Source organism: Niveispirillum irakense DSM 11586 (assembly GCF_000429645.1).
In the GTDB taxonomy this organism is placed as follows: domain Bacteria; phylum Pseudomonadota; class Alphaproteobacteria; order Azospirillales; family Azospirillaceae; genus Niveispirillum; species Niveispirillum irakense.
In genome coordinates this window covers 1-24,881 of record NZ_AUCG01000016.1, presented here as the reverse complement: position 1 = coordinate 24,881, position 24,881 = coordinate 1, and the positions used below count along the sequence as shown (strand labels likewise).

At 64.0% G+C, this 24,881-nt stretch carries 24 protein-coding genes; 12 read left to right on the top strand and 12 right to left on the bottom strand.

Features of this window, described 5'->3' with window-relative positions; all coding sequences use genetic code 11:
• Window positions 1-22 precede the first annotated feature (22 nt).
• Window positions 23-3,229 (bottom strand): AsmA family protein, encoded by a 3,207-nt coding sequence (locus G473_RS0103535; RefSeq protein WP_029011965.1) that lies wholly within the window; start codon window positions 3,227-3,229, stop codon window positions 23-25.
• Window positions 3,230-3,307: 78 nt separating this feature from the next.
• Here G473_RS0103535 and G473_RS29775 point away from each other — a divergent pair, with 78 nt between their 5' ends.
• On the top strand, window positions 3,308-3,484 hold the full coding sequence (locus tag G473_RS29775; RefSeq protein ID WP_084437611.1) for a DUF4169 family protein: 177 nt from the start codon (window positions 3,308-3,310) through the stop codon (window positions 3,482-3,484).
• A gap of 15 nt (window positions 3,485-3,499) precedes the next feature.
• Here G473_RS29775 and G473_RS0103525 read toward each other — a convergent pair whose 3' ends face one another.
• Window positions 3,500-6,109, bottom strand: coding sequence for a glycosyltransferase (locus G473_RS0103525; protein WP_029011964.1), 2,610 nt, complete (start codon window positions 6,107-6,109; stop codon window positions 3,500-3,502).
• 191 nt (window positions 6,110-6,300) lie between these two features.
• Here G473_RS0103525 and G473_RS0103520 point away from each other — a divergent pair, with 191 nt between their 5' ends.
• Window positions 6,301-6,711 (top strand): HIT domain-containing protein, encoded by a 411-nt coding sequence (locus tag G473_RS0103520; RefSeq protein WP_029011963.1) that lies wholly within the window; start codon window positions 6,301-6,303, stop codon window positions 6,709-6,711.
• Between the two features lie 80 nt (window positions 6,712-6,791).
• Window positions 6,792-7,631 (top strand): endonuclease/exonuclease/phosphatase family protein, encoded by an 840-nt coding sequence (locus tag G473_RS24905; protein ID WP_035705316.1) that lies wholly within the window; start codon window positions 6,792-6,794, stop codon window positions 7,629-7,631.
• On the opposite strand, the gene G473_RS0103510 is transcribed toward G473_RS24905, so the two are convergent.
• Window positions 7,632-8,162 (bottom strand): lipocalin family protein, encoded by a 531-nt coding sequence (locus tag G473_RS0103510; protein ID WP_035705313.1) that lies wholly within the window; start codon window positions 8,160-8,162, stop codon window positions 7,632-7,634. It lies immediately after the preceding gene.
• 114 nt (window positions 8,163-8,276) lie between these two features.
• The gene (locus tag G473_RS0103505) at window positions 8,277-8,519 is read right to left on the bottom strand and encodes a type II toxin-antitoxin system Phd/YefM family antitoxin (RefSeq protein WP_029011961.1); all 243 of its coding nucleotides are present in this window, start codon (window positions 8,517-8,519) and stop codon (window positions 8,277-8,279) included.
• A 100-nt stretch (window positions 8,520-8,619) separates the two neighbouring features.
• Between G473_RS0103505 and G473_RS0103500 the strand changes: the two genes are divergently transcribed.
• Together G473_RS0103500 and G473_RS0103495 are read left to right on the top strand one after the other, a co-directional pair.
• Window positions 8,620-11,109 carry a ligase-associated DNA damage response DEXH box helicase gene (locus G473_RS0103500; RefSeq protein WP_029011960.1) on the top strand — a complete coding sequence of 830 codons (2,490 nt, stop codon included), beginning with the start codon at window positions 8,620-8,622 and terminating at the stop codon, window positions 11,107-11,109.
• Between the two features lie 152 nt (window positions 11,110-11,261).
• The gene (locus G473_RS0103495; protein ID WP_029011959.1) at window positions 11,262-11,648 is read left to right on the top strand and encodes a hypothetical protein; all 387 of its coding nucleotides are present in this window, start codon (window positions 11,262-11,264) and stop codon (window positions 11,646-11,648) included.
• Between the two features lie 81 nt (window positions 11,649-11,729).
• On the opposite strand, the gene G473_RS0103490 is transcribed toward G473_RS0103495, so the two are convergent.
• A complete protein-coding gene (locus tag G473_RS0103490) occupies window positions 11,730-12,392 on the bottom strand; it encodes a transglycosylase SLT domain-containing protein (RefSeq protein WP_035705311.1) in 663 nt (220 codons plus the stop codon).
• A 338-nt stretch (window positions 12,393-12,730) separates the two neighbouring features.
• On the opposite strand from G473_RS0103490, the gene G473_RS28945 reads away from it, so the two are divergent.
• Window positions 12,731-14,041: a methyltransferase domain-containing protein gene (locus G473_RS28945; protein WP_051329844.1), complete on the top strand. Its 1,311-nt coding sequence runs from the start codon at window positions 12,731-12,733 to the stop codon at window positions 14,039-14,041.
• Window positions 14,042-14,044: 3 nt separating this feature from the next.
• On the opposite strand, the gene G473_RS0103480 is transcribed toward G473_RS28945, so the two are convergent.
• Genes G473_RS0103480 through G473_RS0103470 form a run of 3 tightly spaced genes read right to left on the bottom strand, consistent with a single transcriptional unit; the run spans window position 14,045 to window position 16,007 of the window.
• Window positions 14,045-14,749 carry an LrgB family protein gene (locus tag G473_RS0103480; RefSeq protein WP_029011957.1) on the bottom strand — a complete coding sequence of 235 codons (705 nt, stop codon included), beginning with the start codon at window positions 14,747-14,749 and terminating at the stop codon, window positions 14,045-14,047.
• Window positions 14,746-15,120, bottom strand: coding sequence for a CidA/LrgA family protein (locus G473_RS0103475; RefSeq protein ID WP_029011956.1), 375 nt, complete (start codon window positions 15,118-15,120; stop codon window positions 14,746-14,748). Before G473_RS0103475 ends, G473_RS0103480 begins: the two co-directional genes overlap by 4 nt.
• 8 nt (window positions 15,121-15,128) lie before the next feature.
• Complete coding sequence (locus tag G473_RS0103470; RefSeq protein ID WP_084437608.1) at window positions 15,129-16,007, bottom strand: dienelactone hydrolase family protein; 879 nt, start codon at window positions 16,005-16,007, stop codon at window positions 15,129-15,131.
• A gap of 205 nt (window positions 16,008-16,212) precedes the next feature.
• Between G473_RS0103470 and G473_RS0103465 the strand changes: the two genes are divergently transcribed.
• Window positions 16,213-16,518 carry a hypothetical protein gene (locus tag G473_RS0103465; RefSeq protein ID WP_029011954.1) on the top strand — a complete coding sequence of 102 codons (306 nt, stop codon included), beginning with the start codon at window positions 16,213-16,215 and terminating at the stop codon, window positions 16,516-16,518.
• A gap of 14 nt (window positions 16,519-16,532) precedes the next feature.
• On the opposite strand, the gene G473_RS0103460 is transcribed toward G473_RS0103465, so the two are convergent.
• A complete protein-coding gene (locus tag G473_RS0103460) occupies window positions 16,533-16,742 on the bottom strand; it encodes a hypothetical protein (protein ID WP_029011953.1) in 210 nt (69 codons plus the stop codon).
• Window positions 16,735-17,424: a lipoyl(octanoyl) transferase LipB gene (gene lipB / locus G473_RS24895; RefSeq protein ID WP_210163233.1), complete on the bottom strand. Its 690-nt coding sequence runs from the start codon at window positions 17,422-17,424 to the stop codon at window positions 16,735-16,737. The genes G473_RS0103460 and lipB overlap by 8 nt, the downstream gene beginning before the upstream one ends.
• A 186-nt stretch (window positions 17,425-17,610) precedes the next feature.
• Between lipB and cimA the strand changes: the two genes are divergently transcribed.
• On the top strand, window positions 17,611-19,239 hold the full coding sequence (gene cimA / locus G473_RS0103450) for a citramalate synthase (RefSeq protein ID WP_029011952.1): 1,629 nt from the start codon (window positions 17,611-17,613) through the stop codon (window positions 19,237-19,239).
• A gap of 47 nt (window positions 19,240-19,286) precedes the next feature.
• Window positions 19,287-20,093 carry an RNA methyltransferase gene (locus G473_RS0103445; RefSeq protein ID WP_035705305.1) on the top strand — a complete coding sequence of 269 codons (807 nt, stop codon included), beginning with the start codon at window positions 19,287-19,289 and terminating at the stop codon, window positions 20,091-20,093.
• Window positions 20,094-20,102: 9 nt separating this feature from the next.
• Here G473_RS0103445 and G473_RS0103440 read toward each other — a convergent pair whose 3' ends face one another.
• Window positions 20,103-21,224, bottom strand: coding sequence for a hypothetical protein (locus G473_RS0103440; protein ID WP_029011950.1), 1,122 nt, complete (start codon window positions 21,222-21,224; stop codon window positions 20,103-20,105).
• A gap of 455 nt (window positions 21,225-21,679) precedes the next feature.
• Here G473_RS0103440 and G473_RS0103430 point away from each other — a divergent pair, with 455 nt between their 5' ends.
• From G473_RS0103430 to G473_RS0103420, 3 genes are all read left to right on the top strand, one after another.
• Window positions 21,680-23,407, top strand: coding sequence for a monovalent cation:proton antiporter-2 (CPA2) family protein (locus G473_RS0103430; RefSeq protein ID WP_051329843.1), 1,728 nt, complete (start codon window positions 21,680-21,682; stop codon window positions 23,405-23,407).
• A 114-nt stretch (window positions 23,408-23,521) separates the two neighbouring features.
• On the top strand, window positions 23,522-23,863 hold the full coding sequence (locus G473_RS0103425; protein ID WP_029011947.1) for a hypothetical protein: 342 nt from the start codon (window positions 23,522-23,524) through the stop codon (window positions 23,861-23,863).
• A 93-nt stretch (window positions 23,864-23,956) separates the two neighbouring features.
• The gene (locus tag G473_RS0103420; RefSeq protein WP_029011946.1) at window positions 23,957-24,382 is read left to right on the top strand and encodes a DUF1489 family protein; all 426 of its coding nucleotides are present in this window, start codon (window positions 23,957-23,959) and stop codon (window positions 24,380-24,382) included.
• A 172-nt stretch (window positions 24,383-24,554) separates the two neighbouring features.
• Here G473_RS0103420 and G473_RS30840 read toward each other — a convergent pair.
• The coding region (locus G473_RS30840; protein WP_210163221.1) for a hypothetical protein at window positions 24,555-24,881 on the bottom strand (327 nt) is incomplete at its 5' end.

Sequence of the window (24,881 nt, the reverse complement as noted above, 5' to 3'; positions counted from 1 at the left end):
TGTCGCAGACCGGCCATGTGCATCAGCCTCCCTGCTGCTTCAGCCGGTCCAGGATGGAACCAACCGGATCGTTGCGCGGGGGTGCCGGGACCGCTTTCGCGGCGGGTTTGGGGGCTGGGGCTGCAGGTTTTGCGGCAGGGGCGGCCTTTTTCTCTGCCGCCGCCAGTCGGGCGGCTTCGCGTTTCTTGTGCCACGCTTCCACCGCGCCCAGGTCCAGATTGCGCGACGCGGCCCCATCCGGCCCCTTCACGGCCAGGGCCATGGCGGGCGGTTTGCCGGGGACGGCGGGGGTGAGTGACAGGTTCAGATCAACGGTGCGGCTGCGCAGGTTCCAGGCCCCGGCACCGCTTAAGGTGCCGCCCGGTGCGGCCATGTCGATAGCGGACAGGGCGGCTACCTGATCGGCCAGATTGAAATCAAAGCCCAGGGTGGTGAAGGGCGTGCGCCCGCCTTTCAGCGTCAGGGTCCGCAAGGCGGGTATCGCGCCGGTTCCTCCCTCACCCAGCCTTGCGCCCAGGGCGGACAGGTCGATCCCCACCAACGCGCCCGCGCGGAAGCTGGCCTTGCCCTGGCCGTTCAAGGCGGACCAGAGCTGGCGGGGGTTTCGCCCCTCCCCATTGCCGGTGAAGCGGATATCGAAGCGCCCGCCATCAACCCCGATTCCGGTGGCGGCGGGGGCGGCCTCTGCGGGCAGGGCGGCATCGGCCAGTGTCAGGGTCAGGTTGCCGGTCAGGGGGGCTTCGCCACCCTCCGGCCCGGCTTCCATCTGCGCCAGACCGGCGGCAATAACGGCCTTGCCGCCCTGCCATTCGGCCGTCCCCTCTTCCAGCCGCACCAGCCCGGCACCGATCCGGAAAGGCAGGCGGGCTTTGGTGATCTCTTCGCCCGCCAGGGTCAGCCGGTCGGCAGCCAGGGTCACCTGTCCGTTCAGGCGGCGGGTCCAATCCAGGCCGATATCGCCATCCTCCCGCGTCAGGCCGGGCAGCAGCCGGTCCAGGTCCAGGGCGCCGAAGGTCAATTCCCCTGCCAGTTGGGCAAGGCCAGGGGCCTTGGCCGCAGCTTCCACGGCGGGGGGAACGGGCTGTCCGTCCGGGGCGGGTGGGGAGGGCGGTGGGGTCAGACGCACGGTGCCGGTAAGGGCATGGCCGGCGAAACTGCCCTGCAAGGCCGTCAGCACATAGGTGTCGTCTTCCGCGGTCAGTTCCCCATACAGGTCCGTTGCTCCCCAGGGGGCGGGGGGGAACTGGACCGAGGGGGCCGTCAACCGCCACAGATCCGCCGTTTCCGGCAGGGTGGCCCGCATTTTCAGGGCTGGGCGGGGGCTGCCGGCCGGGTCCAGCAGATCGCCGCCAATATGCAGGGTGCCGCCCAGCAGCCCGGTGCGGATATCCAGGGCGGCCTTGCTGTCATCCCCCACGATCCGGGCGTCCAGCGTAACGGCGCCGATCCGGTCGGCCAGGGTGGAACTGCCAATGTCCAGCGCACGGAATAAAGGCCCCAGGGTCGGGGCCGATCCGGTCAGCGTCAGGTGGGAACCGGGTTGCCCGCTGCCGGCATAATGGCCGGTTCCCCGCAGGGCGATGCCGGACAGAGACTGAATATCGGCATTGTGCAGGGTGACGGCCCCGTTATTGGCGGCACTGTCCAGCACCACCCCATCGGCCTGCAACCCGGCCAGGGTCAGATGGCCAGCCTCCAGCGTCAGGTTGATATCCGCCTCACGCAGCCATGGCGCCAGCCGCTCCCCCCAGCCGGGCGTGCCGGGCTGGCGATAGGCATCCAGATCCAGCCGGTCCAGGGTCAGGCGTAGTCCGAGGCCAGGGCGATCACGCCGCGTCAGCGTGACGGCCCCGGTGAAACGGGTCGTGTCCAATGTGCCGGTAAGATCGGTCAGGGCCATATCCTGCGGTTTGCCGGCCAGCGTGCCGGTCAATTTCGCCTGCCGCAGCCGCTCCACCGGCACGCTGGTAACATCCAGCCCGGCCCAGGCCAGCGTGTCGCGAAGCGATGTGGCGGCGAGGTCTACCTTGCCCTCCAGGCGCGGGGCATCGCCGTCCAGGCTGGCGCTGCCGGTCAGGGACACCGCCATGTCGCCGGGCAGGGTGGCGGCCAGGGTTTCCAGCGTCAAAGCGGGGGCCTGCCAGCGGCCCAGCAGGCGGACATCGCGCATCTGGTCGCCGCGCCAGCGCATCTCATCCGCCAGCAGATCGATATCCATCGCTGCCGCCGGGCGCCAATCCGCGATCGGGGGGGCATTGGCCAGAAGGGCATCTAGGTCGAACCGGGTGAAGGACAGGACCAAAGCGCCGGTGCCATCCGCCGTCAGGGACAGGCTGGCGCTGCCGGTCGCCTGGCTGTCACCCCATTGCAGATCGATGCCATCCATGCCGATGCTGGTGGCATCCAGGTTCAGCCGCCCGGTCAGGCGCAGGGCGCGGCCCAGTTCCGGCGTGTCTACAGGGGGCTGCCCCAGCAGGGGGCGCATCAAACCCAGCAGGGGGGTGGAATCGACGGCCTGGATGTTCAGGTCGCCTTCCAGGCGCCTTCCTTCCTTTGCGCTGGGTGCGACCACCCCGGCAAAACGGACTTCCCCCTTGCCGTTCGGTACGGACAGGCTGGCCCGCAGGGGCAGGGAACCGCTGGCCGCCCTGCGGGCGGCTGTCAGGTTCAGGCGCAACGGGGTGCCGCCCAGGCTGGCATCCCCCGTCAGTTCGAACGGGCCGGACGGGCCGCCGGCGGTGATCTCCGCGCCAATCGCCTCCAGCCGGACGGTCGGCTGGTCCGGGCGTTCCCAGCTCAACCGGCTGTCGGCCAGATGCAGGCTTTCCACCTGCACCGATTGGCCCAGCGCGTCCAGCACGATGGGCCAATGGCGATTGCCGGCGGCGTCTTCCACCACCCGCAGGTCGGCATTGTCCAGACGCAGGCTTTCCAACTGGATGGATTGCGACAGCAGCGGCAGGGGGCGCACCTGCATGGCGACGCTGCCGATGCTGGCCAGCGTCTCCCCATCTTCCACCAGCCGCACATCGGCGGCGGTCAGGGTGGGCACAGGCAGCAGGGTCAGGGCCAGATCGCCATCAATCACGACCTGCCGGCCGGTCAGCCCGGCCAGCATCTCGGCCACCTGATCGCGAAACTGGTTCCATGGCACCAGGGACGGCGCCAGCAGAAGCCCGCCACCCGCCACGATCACCAGCAGCGCCACCAGCACCAGCAGTTTGCGCACCCGTCCAATCCCCTTGCCATCGTGAACCCGCTGGGCGTTAACCTATCGCGGGAATGAGCGCCAGGGATAGGGGATGAAATGGGCGAAATCGTGAATCTCAACCGTGCGCGCAAGGCGAAGGCCAAGGCAGAACGGGAAGTTCAGGCAGCGGAGAACCGCGTGAAGTTCGGCCGCACCAAGGAAGAAAAAAAGAAAAGCCGGGCCGAGGAACAAGCCGCGGCCCGGCATCTGGATGGTCACAAGCTGGAGGAGTGATCAGCGGGAAGGGGATTATTCCGCCGCCGGTGCCGGCTCCGGCCCCTCCTGCTTGGGCATGGGCAGGCCGTTGATGGTGGCAACGGCCAAGGCAGCGATATAGGGCAGGGACTGCACCACCAGCATCGCCGACCAGATATAGGCGTCGCGATTATCTCCCCCTTCCCGCCAGCCGACCAGGAAGGCGGTGATCCACAGCGCCACCATCAGCACCACCTCTTCCCGCGCATGCAGGAAGCCCTGGATCAGCGCCGGCTGATCCTCGCATTTCGGCGTGCGGACGAAGGGGCGGCCCTGGGTGAACAGGCCGGTCCAGACAGCGCGGCCCACTGTGTGGGTCAGCGCCATGCCGGCCACGGCGGCATTCACCTTGTCGATGAAGCTGCATTTCACCCGCGCCGCATAAAGCCACAAGCCGCAGGCCACCTTGAAGAAGAACACGCCCAGCGTGGGCATGATGAAGACGGTGGGCGGAAATTCAAAATATTGCGGGGCCAGCAACAGGCCCAGTGACCAGAAGATACCGCCGATAACGAATCCCATATGGGCGGCATCAGCGAACCAGGGCAGCCAGCCGGTAACGAAATGGTATTTCTGGCCAAAGGTCAGTTTCTTGCCCGACGGCAGGAATTCCCGCCAATGCCGCTTGATGATCTGCACCGCGCCATAGGCCCAGCGGAAGCGTTGGGTCTTGTAGCCGGCGAAGCTGTCCGGCACCAGGCCCTTGCCGAAACTGTCGGGCATATAGACCGATTCCAGACCCTCCTCAAACAGGCGCAGGCCCAATTCGGCATCCTCACAGATGCACCATTCGGCCCACCAGCCCACTTCCTTCAGGATGGAGGTGCGGATCAGCGTCATGGTGCCATGCTGGATGATGGCGTTCCGCTCGTTCCGCTGCACCATGCCGATATGGAAAAAGCCCTGATATTCCCAGTTGATCATCCGGTGGAACGGATGGATGTGCCATTCCCGGTAATCCTGCGGGCTCTGCACAAAGGCGACCTTGGGATTTTCGAAATAGGGCGTGGTGGCGGACAACCAGTCTGGCGTCACCTGATAATCGCTGTCGATCACGCCCACCACTTCGGCGTCCGGCGCGGTCACGGCGAGGCCGAAATTCAAGGCACCGGCCTTGTAGCCCGGCCATTTCGCCAGATGGAAGAAGCGGAAATTCGGCCCCAGCTTGGCGCAATGCGCCTCCAGCGGCTTCCAGACTTCCTCGTCCTTGGTGTTGTTGTCGATCACCAGGACTTCAAAATTCGGATAATTCATCCGGGCGAGCGCGTTGAGCGTCTCGATCACCATATGCGCCGGCTCATTATAGCAGGGCACATGGATGGACACTTTGGGGTAATAGCCGCTGGTATTGACCTTAACGGGCGTGAATTTCCGCTTCCAGCGGTCGGTCCACACCACCTCCGTCAGTTCCAGCCCGTCGATCAGCACCACGATCAGCAGCAGGATCTGGGCAAAGATCAGCACCAGGAACGCGATGAAGGACATGGTGTTCATGCCCGTGGTCATCGCCTCCGTCGCGGTCCAGACAAGGCCCGATGCGATACCTTGGATCAGCGCGCCATAGAAGAGCTGGCCCGCCGGTTTCAGATCGTCGCGCTGCAGCACGAACCAGACCATGGGCAGGAAGGCGAGTGCTGTGGCAATGGCGCATAGCACCGGCCAGCCCGGCACCTCGAACACCCGGCCTTCCATGGGGAATTTCATCTGGCGATGGGTGTCCCAGATGCCCCAGTTGGCCTCCGCCGCGCCGCCGATCTCCCGCTTCCAGGGCTGATCGAACCCTTCCATGATGTAATAGTCCCAGCGGTTTTCACCGGCCAGGTTCAGGAAATTGCGGATGAACTGGGCCTGATTGATCAGGCTGGCCTGGGCGCCGCCACGATAGGGGCCATCGGACGGCCAGCCGGCTTCACCGATCAGGATGTGCTTATCGGGATATTTGGCGCGAATCTCGTCATAACCGCGACGGACCTGATCCATCGCCTGCTCGATCGGCACCTTTTCCCAATAAGGCAGCAGGTGGATGGTGATGTAATCCACCGACTCTGCCAACTCGGGATATTTGATCCAGACATAGGGCGGCTCGGCAGTGGAAACCGGCACGTCGAGCTGCTTTTTGACGCGCTGGACATAATCGATCAGGGCGCCGACCTCCAGATCGCCGCGATACATCACCTCGTTGCCGACCATCACCCGCTTTACATTGGGATTGGCGCGGGTCAGGCGGACAAGGGAATTGATTTCCTGCTCATTCTTGCCCAGATCGCCGGAAATCCAGGCGCCGGCGGTCACATCCAGATCATGCTTGGCCGCCAGTTCGGGGATGATCTCCAGCCCGTCGGTGGCGGTATAGGTGCGGATGGAGCGGACATAGGGGGCAACCACTTCCAGGTCGCGCTCAATATCGGCGCGGGACGGGTGCCGCCCGTCCTGGGGATTCTGGTTTTCCTGATAGGGGCTGAAGGCGACGCCGGCAATGGTGCCAGACCAGAGCTTTTCCGGCGTGATCGGCCGGTTCGACAAGGCCCAGGCGCCGATATTGCCCAGCACCAGCAGGGCCAGCACGATCCAGGCTGAACCGCGCATCATCAGGATTTTGCCCATCTTTTCCACTTGCCCCTGGAAACGGCCGTTATTGCACTGCAACGCCACGGCCCTATGTGGCAGCCGTTTCTGTTATTTTTGTGAAATGTGCAATGGCTATCGCGGATCATGACCTTCACGATAGCGCATTGGTGCGCCGCTGGTACAGTATCCCTCGGATTTTGTGACCGGAAGAATGAGAGTTTCTGCGGATGTCGTCTTTCTCGCTGCATGAACGGCTGGCGGCCGATACGGTTCCGGTCACCGATCTGGCGCTGTGCCGAGTGCTCTTGATGCGCAACCGGCTTTTCCCTTGGCTGATCCTGGTGCCGCGCCGGGCCGGAGCGGTGGAGATTCACCGGCTGAATGATGCCGACCAGCAGCAACTGGCGCGGGAGACGGCGGCCGCGGCGCAGGTACTGGAACATCTGTGCCGACCGGACAAGATCAATACCGGCGCGCTGGGCAATCTGGTGCCGCAGCTTCACATCCATGTTATCGCACGGCGGCGGGACGATCCGGCATGGCCCGGTCCGGTCTGGGGCAGCGGCCATGCGGCGGATTATGCCGACGGGGACGATGCCGCCTTCGCGGCCCAAATCCGGGCAGCGCTTGGGAATTAATTTTTGATGACAGGATAGACACTCCTGATCCCTGGCCCTTAGCCACCAAGCCCATCTCCCCGTAATGGCTTGGTTTGGTTATGAAACGCTGTTTGATTGGCATGGCCACGGCCTTGGTGGTGTCGCTGGCGCCGATGGCCGTCCTGGCTGCCACCCCGGTGCGGGTCATGAGCTATAATATCCGCTACGACAATCCCGATGACCGGCCCAACTGGGGTGATCGCCAGGGGACGCTGCTGGCGCAAATCCGCTTTACCGCCCCGGATATTCTGGGCGTGCAGGAAGCCTTGCCGCATATGCTGGCCGATCTGACCAGGGGGTTGCCGCTCTACGGTCATTATGGCAAGGGCCGTAATGATGGGGTTCAGGGCGAAAGCACGGCCATCTTCTACAGCCGGTCCCGGTTTGAACCGGTGAGCGCTGAAACCCAATGGTGTTCCCCCACCCCTGACCGGCCCAGCAAGGCAGAAGGGGCGGGGGAACCGCGAATCATCACAAGGCTTGTGCTGAAGGATAGGGACGACGGCGCGCTTTATGATGTGCGCAACGTCCATTTCGATAATGTCAGTGACCGGGCGCGCATTGATTGCGCCCGGCAGGTGGCATCCATCCCGGCTGCGGTGGGTGCCCACATCATTGTGCTGGGTGACCTTAATAGCGGCCTGTCGGGCGGTGCCTATCGCCTGTTGGCGCAAGGGTCGGGGCTGCGCGATGCCCGGACCATCAGCCCGGTCCTGTTCGGGCCGGAAGGCACCTTCAATGATTTCGACATCCATCAGACAGGGCCGGCGCTGGACCATATTTTCGTGGATGCCGACCTGGGGGTGGCGCGGTTCGCCACCCTGACGGACAGCATCAACGGGCAGGTCATTTCCGACCATTACCCGCTGGTCGCGGATGTGATCCCAGCGGGGCAGTGATCAGCCCGGCTGCACTGTCTTTTGCAGCTTGGCTGTATCAAAGCCCAGCGCCTGGGCGCGGGCGACGATATCGGCATAGGTCGCCGCCTCCAGTGTTGGGGTACGGGACAGAATCCAGAGATATTTCCGGTCCGGGGAGCCGACGAGGCTCCAGCGATAATCAGGATCCAGCGCCAATATCCAGTAATTGCCCTCAATCAACGGAAAGAAGCTGACCAGCAGGCGGGAGCCGTTCGGCTGATCCGGGTCCAGCCGGGCGGTGGCTTCGGCCACCTTCTCTTTGCCGCTGGGCGACCCGATATGGCAGCTATTGACGACATTCACCTTGCCATCATCGCGCAGGCTATATTCCGCCGTGGTCGCGGTGCAGCCTTCCTGGAAGGAAGCGGGGAACGAGGCGATCTCAAACCACTTACCCTGATAACGCTGGATATCCACGCTGGCGACCGTGGGCGGCGCATCGTCTGGCACCTTGTTGCAGCCGGTCAAGGCCAGCAGGGGAAGGGCGAGAAGGATAAGGCGTTTCAACATGGGCAGCCGCTTTCGGGTTGAGTGCCCCATAAAAGCTGGCGCGCGGTTCACGCTTGGCAAGGGGCTAGCCCGGTAAGTCTATCGTCAGAAAGCACATTTACGCTGGTCCCTTCGTCACCCGCCATTGAACATGGTGTCGATTTCTTCTTGGCTGCCCATGTCATCGAAATCGTCCGGGATCAGGTATCGTCCCGCCAAAGTCCCCAGCCGCCGCGGAGGCTTTTCCGTCGCGGTAACCGGCACCACTTTAACAAGAGGCTTGCCAGCCTTGGCGATGATGAATCCTTCTCCACTCGCTGCTTCTTCAATCAGGCGGGAAAGGTTGGTTTTCGCTTCGTGGATAGTCACAACACGCATGGTCACCTCCCTGCCGGATTAAGTCTGGTTAGTTTGCTCTCGGCTATGCCAAGCGGCAATCCCCCTTCCTGTTCGCCCTCCGTATCGCCAAGATGTACCCATGGATGCGCTTGAGCCTGCTGATCATTTGATCCCCCCCGCCATTGCCGGCTGGTTCCGGTCCCAGGGATGGGCACCGCGCGACCATCAGTTGGCGATGGCGCGGGCGGCGGCGGAGGGGCAGCATGCGCTGTTGATCGCACCCACCGGGGCGGGCAAGACGCTGGCAGGCTTTCTGCCGACCCTGATCGACCTGTCGGAACGCCCGCGTGAGGGGCTGCACACGCTCTATATCTCGCCACTGAAGGCGCTGGCGGTGGATATCCAGCGCAATCTGGAAACGCCGATTGCCAGCCTGCGCCTCCCCATCCGGGCAGAGACCCGCACCGGCGACACGCCGGAGGCCAAGCGCGCCCGCCAGCGGTCCAAACCACCGCATATCCTGATGACGACGGTGGAGAGCCTGGCCCTGATGCTCTCCTACCCCGAAGCGGCGGATATTTTCCGCCCGCTGCGCCGGATCGTGATTGATGAACTGCATGCGCTGGCTGGCAGCAAGCGGGGCGACCTGCTGGCGCTGGGCCTGGCGCGGCTGTCCGGTCTGGCGCCCGGTGCCTTGCGCGCGGGACTGTCAGCCACCGTGGCCGATCCGGATGCGCTGGTGGCCTATCTCTCCCCCACCGGCCGGCTGCATGATGATGAGGGGGAGTTGGCGCCCGTGCGCACCGTGCTGGGCCGGGCCGGCGCGCGGCCCACGGTGGAGATATTGGCGACCAAGGAATATCTGCCCTGGGCCGGCCATATGGCGCTGCATGCGCTGCCGGAAGTGTATCAGCGCATCCGTGGCCATGGCACCACGCTGGTCTTCGTCAATACCCGCGCCCAGGCTGAACTGGCCTTTCAGGAACTCTGGCGGCTGAACAGTGAGAACCTGCCCATCGCCCTGCACCATGGCAGTCTGGCGGTGGAACAGCGCCGCAAGGTGGAAGCGGCCATGGCCGCGGGCAAGCTGCGTGCCGTGGTCGCCACCTCCTCCCTGGATCTGGGGATCGACTGGGCCGGGATTGATCTGGTGGTGCAGGTGGGGGCACCTAAGGGCGTTTCGCGCCTGCTGCAACGTATCGGCCGCGCCAACCATCGGCTGGATGAACCCTCCAAGGCGCTGCTGGTGCCCGGTAACCGGTTTGAGGTGCTGGAATGCGAAGCGGCGGTGGAGGCCATTGCCGACGGCACCCTGGATGGCGACCCGATGCGACCGGGTGCGCTGGATGTGCTGGCCCAGCACATCACCGGCACCGCCTGTTCAGCCCCCTTCAGCGCCGATGCGCTCTATGGGGAGGTGGTGCGGGCATCGCCCTATGCCGACCTGTCACGCGATGAATTTGACGATGTATTCGATTTCGTCGCCAGCGGCGGTTACGCGCTGGGCGCCTATGATCGCTTCAAGCGGCTGACGCAGGATGGTGACGGGCTGTGGCGCGCCGCCAACCCGCAGGTGACGCGGCAATATCGCCTGAATGTCGGCACCATCGTGGAAGAGATCATGCTGAATGTCCGGCTGAACCGGGGCGCGGTGCTGGGCCGGGTGGAGGAATATTTCGTCAATGGGCTGGTGCCGGGGGACAGTTTCGTTTTTGCCGGCCAGTTGTTGAAATTTGTCGGCCTGCGGGAGACAGAGGTGATTGTCGCCAAGGGCGGGGAAGGGACACCGAAAGTCCCCGCCTATGCCGGCGGACGGCTGCCGCTTTCCACCCATCTGGCCGAAAGGGTGCGCGGGCTGCTGGAAAACCCGCGCCACTGGGACCGGCTGCCGGATACGGTGCAGGAATGGCTGCGGCTGCAGCAATATCGCTCCACCCTGCCGGACCGGTCGGGCCTGCTGGTGGAGACGTTTCCGCGGGCTGGCAAGGAGTTCCTGGTCGCCTATTGCTTTGAAGGGCGCAACGCCCACCAGACGTTGGGCATGTTGCTGACACGGCGGATGGAGCGGGCGGGGCTGCAGCCGCTGGGCTTTGTGGCGACGGATTATGTGCTGGCCGTCTGGGCGCTGAAGCCGGCCATCGACTTGGATTTCCTGTTCGATCAGGACATGATGGGTGACGATCTGGAAGCCTGGATGGAGGAATCCTCCATGCTGAAACGGCTGTTCCGCAACGTTGCCATCATTGCCGGCTTGATCGAACGGCGCCATCCAGGGCTGGAGAAGACGGGGCGGCAGGTCACTTTCAGTGCCGACCTGATTTATGATGTTCTACGCAAACACGAACCGGGCCATGTGCTGCTGCGCGCCACCCGTGCCGATGCGGCGGCGGGCCTGACCGATGTGCGCCGTCTGTCCGACATGCTGGGCCGGGTGAAGGGCCGCATCCAGCATCGACGACTGGATCGTATTTCCCCCCTGGCCGTGCCGGTGCTGCTGGAGATCGGGCGGGAGCAGGTTTATGGCAGCGCCCTGGATGCGCTGCTGGATGAGGCGGCCAGCGACATGCTGACGGAAGCGGTGCCGGAACTGCTGGCCCCGCCGGACCAGCGCCAGGGACGGTTGTTGTAGTGGGCACATTCACCCGCTGCGTCCAGCGCGCGCCTGTTGTGCAGAACCGATAGGATGACCTGTGGGGCCGATCACAGGCAAAAGAGCGGCTTCATTGCATTGTCCCGTCAGACAGGGGCCGCGTTGACCCCCAGGATTTGACGAGAACTCCCATGATGACCAAGCCGCTTCTCATGCTCGCCATTGCGGGCACGCTGTTGGCTTTGCCGGTGCAGGCGTCCAGCCCCGCCGCCCTGTTAAATAACCGACTGGTTGAGGCCTGCGCCTCCCAGCCGGTGGCGCCTTCCCTTGCTGGTCTTGCCGCTGACGCCGCGAAGCAGGCTGTTGATCGTTACGCTGACGCCGTGAACGATTATCAAGCCTGTCTTTATGAGACGGTGCGGGAGAACCGGAAGAGCATGACGCAGTCCGAGCAGGCTTTGTTTGCGGCCCGTTTGAGCAAAGCCAGCTACGAGCTGCAGGCGCTCCGGCTGGAGCATGCGCAGAACCTGCGCGCCGGTGGTGTCCGGCCCGACCAGGTGGCTGAAATCGTCCGATAAAATCGTCGGAAAGTTACAGAATCAGAAAGGGCGGGAAGATGATTTCCCGCCCTTTGCATTTGTCCGTGTCAGAGGCTGATATCAGCCGACCGGCGTATTCTCGTGCTTTTCAAAAGCGCGGCGGGTACGCGGCGCGACGTTGGGCATATCAACAGAGTCGCAACCGGGCGTGCCGATCAGGGCGGCGCTGCTATCGGCACCCAGGCTCACCAGTTGCTGGCGGACCTTGCACTGATAGGCGGCAGCCTTCTGGCCGGAGGCGCCATTATAGCGAACCACGGCGCCGGCCCAGCTACCCACCTCGCGGCGGAGCTGCACCAGATAGCGGGCGGCGTAGCGCACATTCTCTTCCGGGTTGACGATCTTCTCAACCGGGCGGAAGGCCTGCTTGTGATGGGTCAGTGAGAGCTGCATGCAGCCGGCATAGACAGAACCGCGCAGGTTGCCCTTATTGTCGCGCAGATAACGGGCGGCTTCCGCCTCGCTCTGGGGAACAACAGCACGGCCCCGGACATTCATGATGTAGGGGTTGGGTGAACCGCCACCACCGCTTTCCACCAGGGAGACGGCGAGCAGCATACCGCTGGGGATATTGTTTTCCTTCTCTGCCGCCAGGATATGGTCGGTGCAACCGGCATGGGCCGGGACCGCGATCAGGCTGAGCAGGAAGGCAAGACCGGAAAGACGCAGGAAGCGGGACTCGGATTTAGGGCGAAAGGCAACGCGGTCTTGGCGCATCGTCATGTCTTTCATTCCCCGTCCCCGGTCCTTGGTCGCGTCAACCTTTGCAGGTTCCGCTGTGATGTCCGCTTGTGCGCGGACGAAACAATCAGGCCACCGTTACGAAATGCGGTGACCGCTCCCTAAAGCGAATTACCTGCACCATGCGCAGGCCGCATATCAATCACAGAACCGACGCATTGGGTCAACAAGGAATCGTGGCCGCTGGTGCGACAAAGACACATTATTTGGCCGTAACCGCGTTTTCTCACGGGCTGCCCTGGCGTTGGCGCCCCTGCTGGCCGTTGAGACGGCATGATATAGCCGGCGCCATTCAACCCATCCTGCCAACGACGGCCCCCATGTCCGACTTTCTCGCCCGCGCCCTGGAACTGCTGGATCAGGGGGACGGCGACGCGGCGCTGGCAGTTTTGTATGGCGGACTTGGCGACCCGGATATGGATCCGGTTCTGCGGGGCGAGGCATCCGGCCTGCTGGCGGACCTGATGGCGGAACGCGGGGATGCCCTGGCCGCCGCCAGCCATTATGCCCAGGCGCTGCTGGCCGATCCCGACCGGCGGTCCTGGCGGCGCGGCCATGTCAATGCGCTGATGCAACTGGCTGACCGGGAGGCGGCGCGTGCCGCCTGCGAAACGCTGCTGGCCTTGCGCCCCGATGACGCGACCGGCCACCGCCACATGGCCTTCCTGACGCTGGAAGCCGGTGACCGGACGCAGGCGCTGGACCATGCGCGGGAGGTGCTGTTTCTGGCACCGCGTGACCTGGGCCTGCTGGCAGCCATCGCCGATGTCCTGGTCCGTGCCGATGAACCGCTGATGGCGGTGGAAGCGCTGGAGACGGCGCTGCGCAAGGCTCACCCTGCCGATCCTGATCTGGCGCCAGCCGCCGTCGCCCAGGCTCGCGCCTGGATCGCGCTGGGCGAGCCGAAAAAGGCCGAAAAATCCCTGCTGCTGGCGCTGGACAGTGATCCGGATGATCGCACGGGGGCCGGCGCGCTGCTGGAAGGTTTGAGCGCCGGTGCCGATAGCCAGACCTTGCCACCGGCCTTCGTACGGGCCCTGTTTGACACCTATGCCGACCGGTTCGACCGCGAACTGGTGGGCAAGCTGCGCTACGACGCGCCATCGGCCCTGCGGGCGCTGCTGGATGCGCAGAAGATTGGCCCCGGCCTGGATGTGGTGGATGCGGGCTGCGGCACCGGGCTGGCTGGGGTCGTACTGCGTGATCTGGCGGCAACGCTGGCCGGATTTGACCTCTCCCCCCGCATGGTGGAGCGGGCGCGGGCGCGCGGTCTTTATGATGATTTGTGGGTGGGGGAATTTGTGGCCGGCCTATCCACCCGCCCCGAAGGGTGCGATCTGCTGGTGGCGGCCGATGTGCTGGTCTATCTGGGCGACCTGGGCCCCGTCATGCAGGCGGCGTCCCTGGCGCTGCGGCCGGGCGGCTGGTTCGCCTTCACCTGCGAGGCGGCGGATGATCCTGATGGGTTTCTGCTGCATGAAGGTCGGCGTTTTGCCCATGGCGGCGGTCATATCCGCGCCAGCGCGGCGGCGGCGGGGTTGCAGGTCCAGGTGCTGCGCCCCCATTCCAGCCGCCATGACCGGGGCAGCCCCGTGCCGGGCTGGATCTGCCTTTGTCACAAACCGGCCTGATCTTTACCGCAGGAACAGGATCGCCGCGGAAATCAGTGCCGAGGTCAGCAGGGCGGACAGGGCCATGGCCAGCCCGCCATAGGTACCGGCCTTCTGGTCCAGTTGGAAGGCGGCGGCCGTCGCCACCCCATGGGAAGCCGCTCCCATCGCGGTACCCATGGCGCGCGGGTCGCGCACGCCCACCCGGCGCAGCACGACAGGCCCCACCACCGCCCCCAGCACGCCGGTGCCCAGCACCATGGCGGCGGTGAGGGACGGCACGCCCCCGATCTTTTCTGAAATGCCCATCGCCACCGGTGCCGTGACCGATTTCGGCGCCATGGAAGCGATGGTGACGGCGTCGGCCCCCAGCAGCCAGGCCAGCCCAACGGCACTTACCAGGGCGGTGAGGGCCCCCACCAGCACAGCGGCCAGCAGGGGCAGGGCCGTGGCCCGCACCTCGTGCCGGTGAACCCAGAGCGGTACGGCCAGCGCCACGGTGGCCGGCCCCAGCATGAAATGGACGAACTGGGCACCGGCAAAGAAGGTGGGATAGGGCGTGCCGGTGACCAGCAGCACCCCCATCAGCAGCAGGATGGCAAGACCCACCGGGTTAACCCAGGCGCGCCGTCCCGTCCTTTCATGCACCTGTACCGCGATGGTGAAGGCCAGCACCGTGGCCAGCAGCCAGAAAAGCGGGCTGGCGGCCAGATAGACCCAGAGATTCATGCCATCCCCCGCCGCTGGCGTCTTCCGTCCTGCCAGCGCAGGACCAGGGTGAAGGTCCAGCCGCTGGCCACCAGGGTCAGGATGGTGGACAGGATCACCGCCGTGCCGATGGCCACCCATTCCTGGGCGATGCGGTCCAGATGTTCGGTCAGCCCCACGCCGGCGGGCACGAACAGCAGCGACAGATGGCGCAGCAATCCATCGGAAAGCTGGCGCAAATCCTCCCCCGGCCCGCCGCGCGCACTGATATAAAGGAACAGCAGCACGGCCCCCAGGACCGGCCCGGGCAGCGGCAGTCCCGCCGCCCGGGCCGCCAGCTCACCGACGAGCTGGCATAGAAGGATCAGGGCGATGGCCCCTTGCAGCGGCATGATACCCCTCAGCCAACCCCATGGGTGCGGAACCATTCCAGGCAGCGCTTCCAGCCATCAGCCGCCATTTCCGGGCGATAGCTGGGGCGGTAATCGGCATGGAAGCCGTGCGGCCCGTCGGGATAAAGATGGATGTCGCTATCGGTCTTGCCGGCGGCCTTCAGGGCAGCGCGCATCCGCTCTACATCCGCGACGGGGATGCCGTTATCCTTTTCCCCATAAAGGCCAAGCACCGGCGCATTCAGCTTCTGCACCAGATTGACCGGGACCATGGGCTGAAGGTCGGTCGGCGCGGATGCCAGACGGCCATACCAGGCCACGCCCGCCTTCACCGCCGGGCTGTGCGCGGTATAGAGCCAGGTGATGCGCCCACCCCAGCAGAAGCCGGTAATGGCCAGCTTGTCCTTCGCCCCGCCGTCGGTGGCGGCCCAGGCAACCGTGGCGTCCAGGTCGGCCATGACCTGTTCATCCGGCACCTTGGCGACAATATCCTTCATCAGGTTTGCCATGTCGGGGACGGTCGCTGGGTTGCCTTGGCGGGCGAACAGTTCCGGCGCGATGGCCTGATAGCCTTCACGGGCGAACCGGCGGCAGACATCCTTGATATATTCGTGAACGCCGAAGATCTCCTGCACCACCAGCACGGTGGGGAAGGGGCCGCTTCCCGCCGGCTTGGCGCGATATGCTGGCATCTCCCCGTCACGGACCTTGATCTTCACCTCACCGGCCACCAGCCCGTCGGAGGGGGTGGTGATGGCCTCCGCTGATACTGGCAGCGTGGACAGGGCGAAGCCGGTCACCAGGCTGGTCACGGCGAAAGCCCGGCGGGACATGCCGCCCTGGTCGGTGGAAATCAGGCAATTCGCCTCGTCCTTGATCGGGTCCATACGGGGGCTTCCTCAATCAAGCCGCGCTGGGGCGGCGGTGGTCATGGAAATGGACGGATTCGTTCGGGATCAGGCCATCATCAACGCCGATACGCAAGCAAAACCAAGGCACCACCGGGCCCGATCGGGTGAGGGGGGCTTGCACCGGCCCCCGGTCGGGCGCATCTTTAACAGATACCCAAAGCGCCCGACCGGAGCCTTGCGCATGAGCGCCGACGCCAAGACCGAACTGCTGCGCCAGATCCGCACCATCCGCCAGCGGATCGACCCGGCGGTGCTGGCCCGTGCCGAACGGGCGGCCCAGACCGCGGAAGCCGCCCGCACCCTGCCGCCTGATCAGGTGCCTTATGATAAGGAGGCGGCGCGCGAAGCCGTCACCGCCTTCCTGCGCGGGCGCAATGATGGCGGCCAGTTTGCCCAGAAGCTGATGGAAAACCTGAAAAAGCCGGAAAGTGCCGCCCGCGCCTATGAAGGCGCCCCTGGTCGGCCCGGTGTCACCAAGCGGGTGTGAGTATTATCGGGGACTCAGCCCCGGCCTTCCAGAATATCCCGGATGCGGGACAGGTGGGCGCAGGCCCGTCCCAGCCCGATCAGCATCACCCCCAGCAGCAGCCCCACCAGGGCCGGCCCAAACCGGTCAGGCCCCGGGTCCAGCAGCATGAACATGGCGACCAGAATGGCCGCCCCGCCCACCGCATAGAGCACCAGGGCGGTGATGGACCGCCGCTTATCCATGCGTCGGCTCCGTCAAGGTGGGTGCTTCGCACGCCTGCCGCCCCGGTGCATCCGCGCTGAAAATCTCGGTAAAGGCGGCCTGCATCGCCATATCCACCTCATCCATGGTGACGATATGGCCCAGATCGGCCAGGGAGGTGACGCCAAATTCCCGGATGCCGCAGGGCACGATGCCGCCAAAATGGGTCAGGTCCGGCTCAATATTCAGCGAGACGCCATGGAAGCTGACGCCGCGCCGCACCCGCACGCCCAGTGCCCCGATCTTCGATTCCTGACCTGGCCGGCCATAAGGGGCCATATCCACCCAGACACCCACCCGGCCACAGCGCCGCTCCCCCTTCACGGCGAACTGGGCCAGCGTGCGGATCAGCCATTCTTCCAGCCGCCAGACGAAATCATGCAGGTCGCCACCGCGTGCGGTCAGATCCAGCATGACATAGCCAACCCGCTGGCCCGGCCCATGATAGGTATATTGCCCGCCGCGCCCGGCATCATAGACGGGGAACTGCGGTGTCAGCAGGTCGGCGGCTTTGGCGGAAGTGCCGGCGGTGTAAAGTGGCGGATGTTCCAGCAGCCACACCGTCTCCGGCGCGGTGCCGGCGCGGATATCGGCCACGCGCTGTTCCATGAAGCTCATGGCTTCGGGATATTCGACCGGCTGATCACTGATCCGCCATTCCAATATGCTGGTCACGCTCGTTCCCGTCCTGGGGGCGACGCCATGGCATCGTCCCGCTGCTGAAGCTCAAGGGGTGCCCCCTATCTAGGACAATCCGTCCCATCCACCAATGCCATGCGTGCATGGCCATTGATCCTGCGCCGCCGATAGGCCATGTTCGGCAACGTCATTGCTGTTTGGCCTTGTAATATGAACGAAACGAACCGCGTCTACCTTTACGATACTACGCTGCGGGATGGCGCCCAGACGTCGGGCGTGGATTTCACGGTGGCGGACAAGATCGCCATCGCCCAGGAACTGGACGCGCTGGGCATTGATTATGTTGAAGGTGGGTGGCCGGGCGCCAACCCGACCGACGATGCCTTCTTCGCCGAACCGCCGCGTCTGCGCGGGGCCATTTTCACTGCCTTTGGCATGACGCGCCGGCCCGGCCGCAGCGCATCCAACGATCCCGGCCTGTCCGCCCTGCTGGACAGCCCGGCCAAGGCGGTGTGCATCGTCGGTAAAAGCTGGGATTTCCATGTCGATGTGGCGCTGGCCATCCCGCGGGAGGAGAATCTGGCCCTGATCGCCGACAGTATCCGGGAGATCAAGGCGCGCGGGCGCGAACCCCTGTTCGATGCCGAACATTTCTTCGACGGGTACAAGGCCAATCCCGATTACGCGCTGTCTTGCGTAAAGGCCGCCTATGAGGCGGGGGCACGGTGGGTGGTGCTGTGCGACACCAATGGCGGCACCCTGCCGGATGAGGTGGAGCGTATCGTGGCCCATGTCGCCACGCTGATCCCCGGCAGCCATATCGGCATCCACACCCATAATGATACGGAAAATGCCGTATCCAACTCGCTGGCCGCCGTGCGGGCCGGCGCGCGGCTGATCCAGGGTACGCTGAACGGTCTCGGGGAACGGTGCGGCAATGCCAACCTCCTCTCCCTCATCCCCACCTTGTCGGTGAAGATGGGGTTTGATACCGGCGTCAGCCGGGAAGGGCTCGCCCGGCTGGTCCATATCAGCCGCATGCTGGATGAACGGCTGAACCGCACGCCCAACCGCCATGCCCCCTATGTCGGGGAAAGTGCTTTTGCCCATAAGGGCGGCCTGCATGTCTCGGCGGTGGAAAAAGACCCCAGTTCCTATGAGCATGTCGATCCTGCCCTGGTCGGCAATCGCCGCCATGTGCTGGTGTCCGATCAGGCGGGTCGTTCCAACATCCTGGCCCGGCTGCGGGAAGTGGGGGTGGAGGTTGACCCCCGCGACGACCGGGTGGGCCAGTTGGTCGATCTGGTCAAGCGACGGGAATTTGAAGGTTATGCCTTCGATGGGGCGGAGGCGAGCTTTGAACTGCTGGCCCGGCGGGCCTTGGGGGAAGTGCCGGATTATTTCCGCCTTGCCGCCTTCCGCGTGCTGGATGAACGGCGCTGGAGCGCCAATGGTGACCTGGAAACCCTGTCGGAAGCCACGACCAAGCTGGAAGTGCCCACGCCGGGCGGTAACCAGCCGATGATGACGGTGGCGGAAGGCAATGGCCCCGTCAACGCGCTGGACCAGGCGCTGCGCAAGGCGCTGATCCCGATTTACCCGGCGTTGGAGGGGATGCGGCTGGTTGATTACAAGGTGCGCATCCTGAACGCGCAGGACGGCACCAAGGCCGTGACCCGCGTGATGATCGAAACGGCGGACCGCGCGGGCAACCGCTGGGCCACGGTCGGCGTGTCGGCCAATGTCATCGATGCCAGCTTCAATGCCCTGTCAGACAGCATTACCTATTGCCTCTACCGGTCCGGTGCCGCTATCGACAGTCCGGAGGCGGCAGCCTGATCGGGGCGGTCGCTGCTTGCGGCCCTGATGGCAAGATAGATGGTGCGATGTCCAGCGGAACGAACAAGCGGCTTTTGTCCAAGAATCAGGCTGATGGCGAAGGCCCCGCCGTCATCCTGATCCAGCCGCAGATGGGTGAGAATATCGGCGCCTGTGCCCGCGCCATGCTGAATTGCGGGCTGACCGATCTGCGTCTGGTTAACCCGCGTGATGGCTGGCCGAACGAAAAGGCGGTCTCATCCTCCGCCGGCGCCACGCTGGTGCTGGACAATGTGAAACTGTTTGACAGTACCGAAGCGGCGATTGCCGACCTGCACAAGGTCTATTCCACCGCTGCCCGCGTGCGCGATCTTGTGAAGCCGGTGGTGACCGCGCGGGAAGCCGCGACGGAGATGCGCGCCCATTGGGATGCCGGCCGTCGCGTCGGCCTGATGTTCGGGCCGGAGCGGACGGGGCTGGTCAATGATGATATCACCCTGACCGATACCTTGATCTCCATCCCGCTCAATCCCGGCTTCTCCTCCCTCAATCTGGGCCAGGCCGTGCTGCTGGTCGCCTATGAATGGTGGATTGCCGGCCAGGATGTGGAGGAGCGTTATCTCCATACCGGGGCCAGCCGCCCGGCGACCAAGGCGGAGATGCACAATCTATTCGAGCATCTGGAAGGGGAGTTGGACCAGACCGGCTTCTACACCCATCCGGACAAGAAGCCCTCCATGGTCCGCAATGTGCGTAACATGTTCCAGCGCTGCGCGATGACGGAACAGGAGGTTCGCACCTTCCATGGTATCCTGGCGGCGCTGACCGGGCGTAAGCGCCAGCGCCGTGGACCGGACGAAAACCCGACCGATTAATCCCGTACCCTATGTCGGCTGGCTGGCAGGGGACGGGCCCTCGGGCGGGGTCTCATTGGGGGCTGCCATCACCGGGGTAAGGGCAGTCGCGGCAACAATGGGTGCCGGCGGATAGGTCTGGGGTGGCGGCTGCGTGCCGCCCTGCGTGGTGCCATCACCGGCAAAGCTCGCCCGCATCTTCACCAGTTTCTGCAACAGGTTGAACCAGAAGGGCGCGCCCATCTGCAGGGCGAATCCGGTGATCAGCCAGCCCAGGATCAGGGTAATCCAGCCCTTCTGCTGGCCAATCTGGTCAATATCCTGTGACCAGCCGATGGGCAGGGAGCCGACGGCTGTGAAGGCCTCCATCGCTGCTTCCGTGCGGCAACTGATGGCTTGGGCAATGGCGGTCGTCTCGCCCAGATCCTTTACCGGGCTGCATCCGGCGCCGGGCTCCGTACCCACGGCCATTTTTGTGGCCGCATCCAGGGTTACATGGCGGGCGATGTCGTCCTGCCACAGCACCTCGGCGATATGGATCGTGTTGGCATTGACGGTGGCGGCGACCACAATACCCAATACCAGTGTGATGGTCTGGATACGCTTCTTGTACCAGTTGCTGACCCGCTGCATCCCCGCATCATACCATTGCGCGATAGCGTCTTCCGCCGCCACTGTCCGCCGTTGGGCGTCGGCCAGGACCAGGGCCAAACTGTTTTTCAATTTGCTGTCAGGCAGCGATGCCACAAGCTGCTGCGCATCGGCAAAGGTGAAGCTGGGGTCGGTGGGGGGCTTGCTCAGGCGGCCAGCCTCCTGATTCACCTTATGCAGTACATCCAGCAGCGTCAGGGCAAAGATGCGCGGTGGAATATGACTGGCCGGGCTGGGGCCGCTGGTGGCGCCATTGATCATCGGATGCGCCATAAGCTGCTGCGCGACATGGTCGGGGGACCCCGCTGGCGCATTCCGGGCTGCCATGTCGCTGGCGGCGCCCTGCAACAGCCATCGCACCCCCTTGGCCAGCATGCCGGCGCGCAGCTTCAGGAAGCCCGCTACCGTTTCGGTCATTGCGGTGACCACGACGCTGAGCGCCAGATAGACCAGGATCAATCCCAGCCCGATATCGATGATGCGGAAAAAATCGCCGGACATTCCATCCCCCATCCACCCTGATAGCGAGGATAGAATGTCCAGGAATGCCCGTATAGATTGTTTTTCGCTTATTCTTTGGAATCGGTCTGCTGTTGTCGACTGCCTACCTGTCCCTTGCGCAGCGCGTGATCATTGGGGCGCGCCTTTTCCCATTCGATACCGCGGAGTGACTGGACGTCTCCCCCGGTATGGGGCTGCTGGTTTGAGGGATGGCGGGCTTGGCTTTCGCTTTCCTGCCGTGCGTGGCGCCATTCGCTTTCTGCCAGACGGGTTGCCCCTTCGGATGGCGTGCCATGGGAAGGGGGGACGGGATTTTGGCTCTGGTCCATGACTTCCTCCTGTGCCGTGAGGGCGGAGCCGCTTTTCATGCCTGTGGCTAAAGCTCTCCGCTCAACAAATGAACGCGCGACTGCTAGGGATGTTCCCGTAGGCAAGAGAATAAGGTGGTGCCGGTGATGGGCGGGGTTGAAATGGCGGCGGTTGGAGAACCGACTGAGGCAATATCGATTCTGGAAGAAGCACTTCTGTTCCTGGTTGTGGCCGTGGTCTGCATCCTGGTGCTGCATCGCCTGCGCGTCAGTCCGGTCTTGGGCTATCTGGCGGCGGGGTTGCTGCTGGGGCCGACCGGCGTCGGCCTGATCCGGGAGGCTGAGCCGGTTCAGGCTCTGGCTGAGCTGGGTATTGTCTTCCTGCTGTTTCTGATCGGGCTGGAATTATCGATCGACCGCTTGCGCGCTCTGCGCCGGTGGGTATTCGGTCTCGGCCTTGCCCAGTTTCTGCTGACTGGCGCCGTCATTGCGGGCTTGGCCCATTTTCTGGGGCTGACTTGGCCGGTGGCGGTGCTGCTGGGGGGCGGGTTGGCTCTGTCCTCCACCGCTGTGGTCGTGCAATTGCTGATCGAACGGGGGGAGGTCGCATCCCCGACGGGCCGCGTCACCTTCGCCGTCCTGCTGTTGCAGGATCTGGCTGTGGTGCCGCTGCTGCTCTATGCCTCGGTCCTCTCGGGGCCGGCCGATCAGTCCATCCCTCTGGCCCTGGGGCTGGCGCTGGCCAAGGCGGCTCTGGCCGTACTCCTCATCCTCGTGGTTGGGCGGCTGGTTCTGGCGCCGATATTGCGGCTGGTGGCCAGTACCCGGTCTACGGAACTGTTCACGGCGACGATGCTGCTGATCGTGCTGGGCACGGGTTGGGCCACCAGTCAGGGGGGCCTGTCCGCCGCCTTGGGGGCCTTCTTGGCTGGACTGGTCCTGGCTGGGACGGAATTCCGCCATCAGGCGGAAACGGACATGCAGCCCTTCAAAGGGCTGTTGCTGGGGCTGTTTTTCCTCTCTGTCGGCCTGGGGATTGATGCGCTCGCCATTGCCGACCGGTGGCAATTGATCCTGACCGGCACGGTGGTGCTGGTCGTCGTGAAATCGGTGATCGCAACTCTGCTGGCGCTGGCTTTTGGCGCTTCGCGCCCTGTGGCCATCCGGTCCGGTCTGTTGCTGGGGGAGGTGGGGGAATTCGCCTTCGTTATCATCGCCACGGCGACGGCAATGACCCTGCTGGATGGCCGTACCGCACAGGCCGTGGTGGCCATGGTCGGTCTTTCCATTGCGATCACGCCTTTCCTGCCTTTCCTGGCTGACCGTCTGATTGCCGTGCTGACCCCGGCGACAGCCCCCCTTGCCGAGGTGCGGCAGGGATCGGAGCCTCGGGTCATCATTGCCGGGTATGGCCGCGTCGGCCAGACTGTTGCCGCGCTGATGGCGCGCCAGCAGGTGCCTATGGTGGCGATTGATCTCAACCCGGCGCTCGTCCAGGAAAAGCGGCAAGAGGGGCTGTCCATCCATTTCGGAGATGCCGCCCGGCATGAGCTTTTGAAACAATTGGGGGCGGACACGGCACTGGCCGCGATCATAACGCTGGATGATCCCCATGCCGCCGCCCGAACCGTCGCTGCTTTCCGGGACCATTGGCCGAAATTGCCGCTCTTCGCCCGGGCGAGGGACAGGGAACATGCCGCCAATCTCCGCTCCATGGGTGTGACCAGCGTCATTCCCGAAACATTTGAAAGCAGCCTGACACTGGCGCGGGGGGCCTTGGAATCATTCGGCGTCCCCTCCTCGGCGCTGGATGAGTTGATCCAGCTTTACCGGGAGACGGATGACCATAAATCCGGGACCCGCGACGAAGGATGATATTCGTTTGAGTGGCAAAAAAAGATTAACCCCTTTCGGCGATAATGCGAAGGTGCAGCCCGGCTGCCAATCCCTTGGCCCCATAGCGGGTCGTGATCCCGAAGGAGCGGAATCTTGAGTCGATCCATTGAGGGCGTGTCTAACTGGATGCACATGTTCCGTTGGATCGTGAAGCTGATCCGCGATGAATATGGTATCGACGAGAAAAGCCTGACACGCACCGCAGTGCTGGAAACCGATTGTGGCCTCTCCATCGAACAAGTGGAGGAGGTGCTGGAAATCATTGCCGAGAGCTTCGATGTTCGCTTCCCCGCCGGCACACTGGACGAGGTGCTGAAGCTGGAAGAGCTTTGCATGCTGGCGGCGTGGCTGCGCGGCCTCTTCAAGAAGCCGGAATTCATCTCGGCTGACTTTGAGGGACGGTGCCGTGCCATGAACGCGCTTGCCGGGGCCTGACCGGCATTCCATATCAGCCGCTATCACCGGACCGGCAGGGAGAGTTTGCGCTCCTCCATGGTCCGTTCCTGTTGGAAAGCGGCTGTCTGCTTCATGACCATTCATCTTCTGCGTCTGGCCGTCGGGGCCGAAAATCTCCAATCCATGCGGGAATGGCGCCAGGATCATCAGATCCGCTGGCAGGATCAGTCTGTCGTGCCTACCTATACAAAGCGTGCGCCAACCCGCATGGCGGAACTGCTGGATGGCGGCTGCATCTATTGGGTGGTGAAGGGTTTCGTCCAATGTCGTCAGCGCTTCATCGGTTTTGATGAGGTGCAGGATGTCGATGGCACATCCTATTGCCGTATGCTGATGGCCCCCGAATTGATCGAAACCGTCTCCATGCCCAAGCGGCCGTTCCAGGGCTGGCGCTATCTAAAGCCGGAAGATGCCCCTGCCGACCTTGCGTCTGGCACCGGGGGTGATGCCTTGCCCGAACATCTGCTGGCGGAACTGCGCGCTTTGGGGCTGGCGTAGAAAAAGCAGGGACCCTTCAAAAAACCGCTTGCCCTTCTGTTTGTGTGCGCCTATACAGCGCCTCCCACGACGGCGGTGCTTGTTGGTTTCGCAGTTGTTGGGATTGGTGGTTCTGGGATTTCTCAGTATTGCCGAGGTTCTTTGAAGGGTTTGTCCCTTCGGACAAGTGGATTTAACTATTGCCCCTGTTAGGTTGCTGGTATCTGGATTTGGGTCTGGGTGTTGGTGACTTGGTGGGATGGTTGGCCGGGTTTTGGTTTGCTTTGGTTTGGCGGTTTGGTTGCTGCTGAATAAAAAAGCGGACGGATGAAAAAAACTGGTTGACTGGTTGGTTGGGGTTGGCTAGAAAGCGCTCCACCGACGCGGCGGCGACAAGCTGCCGGGCGATGGTTTCGCAGTCTCTGAGTTTGGCGGTTATGCGCTGGATGGGGATTGCAACGGCGAGATCCTCCTGCTTTTGTGGGTGCCGGTTTCGGTCTTCTGATGGAGATCGGGGCGA